At 65.6% G+C, this 3,034-nt stretch carries 4 protein-coding genes and 1 pseudogene; 3 read left to right on the top strand and 2 right to left on the bottom strand.

The window, feature by feature from the left end:
- The coding region (locus tag EET03_RS06665; protein ID WP_208649012.1) for an acyl-CoA dehydrogenase family protein at positions 1–364 on the bottom strand (364 nt) is incomplete at its 3' end.
- An 86-nt stretch (positions 365–450) separates the two neighbouring features.
- Here EET03_RS06665 and EET03_RS06660 point away from each other — a divergent pair.
- The 3 genes from EET03_RS06660 to EET03_RS06650 all read left to right on the top strand — a co-directional run bounded on the left by EET03_RS06660 (position 451) and on the right by EET03_RS06650 (position 2,692).
- Complete coding sequence (locus tag EET03_RS06660; RefSeq protein WP_075544144.1) at positions 451–930, top strand: winged helix-turn-helix transcriptional regulator; 480 nt, start codon at positions 451–453, stop codon at positions 928–930.
- Positions 931–1,049: 119 nt separating this feature from the next.
- Positions 1,050–2,183 (top strand): glycoside hydrolase 5 family protein, encoded by a 1,134-nt coding sequence (locus EET03_RS06655; RefSeq protein WP_075544149.1) that lies wholly within the window; start codon positions 1,050–1,052, stop codon positions 2,181–2,183.
- Between the two features lie 104 nt (positions 2,184–2,287).
- Complete coding sequence (locus EET03_RS06650; protein ID WP_136625651.1) at positions 2,288–2,692, top strand: hypothetical protein; 405 nt, start codon at positions 2,288–2,290, stop codon at positions 2,690–2,692.
- Between the two features lie 235 nt (positions 2,693–2,927).
- On the opposite strand, the pseudogene EET03_RS06645 reads toward EET03_RS06650, so the two are convergent.
- Positions 2,928–3,034: pseudogene (locus EET03_RS06645) on the bottom strand (IS982 family transposase); the annotation flags it as partial.

Below are 3,034 nucleotides of genomic sequence, written 5' to 3'. Positions count from 1 at the left end.
TCGCCGTGCCCCGCGGCGCCCACACCCCCGCCGCGACACCCCGTCCGCCGCCGAACATCTCCTCGCGGCTGGACGCCGGTAGGTAGGCGACCAGCAGGGCGCTGGTGATGGCGATCGATACGCACCATCCCGCGGAGGCGTCGCCGCGCGCAATCGCTTCGGCGCACCGCAGCGCCGTTGCAGGCGCCAGCTCCAACGCCGCGACCTCGCGGGGCATGGTGGCGCGTAGCAGCCCGGCCGCATTCAGGCTGTCCACGAGTTCGTCGGGAAGTCGGCGATCGCGGTCGATCTGCCCGGAAAGCTCGCGAGCCGAGAGTGCGATCTTCTCGGCAAGGTTCTTGATCTCGGCGTCGCGGTGATTCATCAACGGCTCCTGGTGACGGTGACGGCGGCGGTTCAATCAATTTACTCGTGTCGGTTCAGTAATTGAACCGGTAAAGTCATTGAACTATGCATCCCGCCGAGTTGTCCCATCGCTTCGACGGCGAGTCGGTCGGACGGGCCTTGGAGTTGGTCGGTGAGCGCTGGACGCTGCTCATCCTGCGTGAGGCGTTCTTCGGGGTGCAGCGCTTCGGCCAGCTCGCCCGCAACCTCAACATCCCGCGCCCCACCCTGTCGTCGCGGCTGCGGATGCTCGTCGACGCCGGCCTTCTCGACCGCGTCCCCTACTCCCGCAATCCCGAACGGCACGAGTACCGGCTCACCGAGGCCGGCCGCGAACTCTTCGCAGCGATCGTCGTGCTCATGCGGTGGGGCGACGAGCATTTGCCCCACCCTGACGGCCCGCCGATCATGCTGCGACACCACACCTGCGGCGAATTCGTCGATCCTCGCCTGGTCTGCATGCACTGCGGTGAAGAGATCACCGCGCGCAATGTGACCCCCGAGGCCGGCCCGGGATTTCGCGACCGGCTCTCGGCATCGCGGTAAGCGCCGCCGCACAACGCAAGTAACGATTCCCAACCTCAAACGTTTCGAATCGATAAGCAACCCCAAACACGTTGCTGACCAACGCCATACGGATCACCTGGCAAAATTATGGTCTTTTCGTGGACCGTCGGACCGCGCTGAAGCTACCGCTGCTGCTGGCAGCGGGCACGGCGCTGGCCACAGCCGGGCGCGCCGGTGCCGAACCGGGCCGGTGGCCGGCCGAGCGTGCCAACAGCTGGTATCAAGCGCAGGGCTGGCTCGTCGGCGCCAACTACATCACGTCGAATGCCGTCAACCAGCTGGAGATGTTCCAGCCGGGTACCTATGACCCGCGGCGCATCGACGGCGAGCTCGCCGCGGCGCGATCACTCGGGTTCAACACGGTGCGGGTCTTTCTCCACGACCAACTGTGGGCCCAGGACCGCCAAGGCTTCCAAGGGCGTCTCGCGCAGTTCGTCGCGATCGCCGCGCGTCACGGCGTCAAGCCGCTTTTCGTCTTGTTCGACTCCTGCTGGGACCCGTTCCCCAGGCCGGGCCGTCAGCGCCCGCCGAGGCCCGGGGTGCACAACTCCGGGTGGGTGCAAAGCCCGGGTGCCGAACACCTCGGTGACCGGCGCTACGGCAGCGTTCTTTACGACTATGTCACCGGAGTCGTGGGCCAGTTCCGCAGTGACGACCGGGTTTTGGGTTGGGACCTGTGGAACGAACCCGACAATCCCGCGCGGGTGTATCGCAAGGTGGAGCGCAATGACAAGCTGGCGCTGGTCGCCGACTTGCTGCCCCAGGTGTTCCGGTGGGCGCGGGCAGTCGATCCTGCTCAGCCGTTGACCAGTGGGGTCTGGCAGGGAAACTGGGCCGACCCCGGGCAACGCAGCACGATCAGCGGCATCGCACTGGACAACTCGGACGTGATCACCTTCCACAGCTATGCCGCGCCGGCCGACTTCGAGGCCCGGATCGCCGAACTTTCGCCACTGGGACGCCCGGTCGTCTGCACCGAATACCTGGCTCGCACCCGGGGCAGCACGGTCGAGGGAATTCTGCCAATTGCCAAGCGGCACAACGTTGGAGCGTTCAACTGGGGTTTGGTCGCCGGAAAGACCCAGACGTACCTGCCGTGGGACTCGTGGGATCACCCGTACCGTACGCCACCGAAGGTGTGGTTCAGCGACCTGCTGCGGCCGGACGGGCGGGCCTATCAGGACGGCGAACTCCAAACGATTCGCAAGCTGACCGGCGTCCAGCAGGAATAACGCTGCACCGCAGCACCCGCAGGGCGAGAAATCAATGTATTCCACCACGCGCCTGCGGCGGTTATGATTCGCGCTGAGTCGCACTCAACCACGAGGTGGTGGACATGTTTCGAGAATTCGCCGCAGGCGCAATCGGAGTGGGTGTTCTCGGAGCGGGGCTGCTGGTCGCTCCGCCGGTGCAGGCCGACGACCCCCCATACCACATCCTCAGCGCCCAGGATCTGTGCAATCTCGTCTACCCAAGCTCGGAGGCGATGCCGGACCCGTCCAAAGCGCCACCGGCCGTTGGGCTTATCTGTGTCCGGCAGGGTGGGCTGCTTCTCCGGTTGGCCCGGGATCAGCCGGCCATCTTCTCCAACACCTTCACTCTCGAACCGGGCAAAGCTCCTGAGCTGCCGAAAGGTTCGGTGCGCGTCAATCCCAAGGATCCGCTCAGCGACTGGATCATTCCGGACTGCTACATCCCCGATCGCATCGACTGCAACCCCAACGCGCCCGGTCACCGCTGACCCGCTTCGTACTGATCAGGGCTTGGCCCCAACCGTCTCGACGGGCAGCTGCGCGGCTTGCATGACCCAAGTGGCTGATGATGGCGCGCAGTCCGGTTGGTCGCCGCGCGTCCCCGCGACACTGCAGCCACGGACACGACTCGCCGGGCGCAGTCGCAGTGGGCGCAGTCTCGATGAACACGACCGCCATGGTTTCAGCGCGCCGCGAGCCTAGATGAGTAATTCCCAACCTTGGTCAGTGGTCGTAGGCGATCAGTGACCTCTTGACTGGGCTGTTGATCTTCCAGTTGTGCCAGATCACAGCGGCAAGGGCGAGGAGGCGCTGGGCGACGCGGGCGTAGA

This window comes from Mycobacterium innocens (assembly GCF_900566055.1).
GTDB classification, from domain to species: Bacteria; Actinomycetota; Actinomycetes; order Mycobacteriales; family Mycobacteriaceae; genus Mycobacterium; species Mycobacterium innocens.
This window is presented reverse-complemented; position numbering and strand designations above follow the sequence as displayed.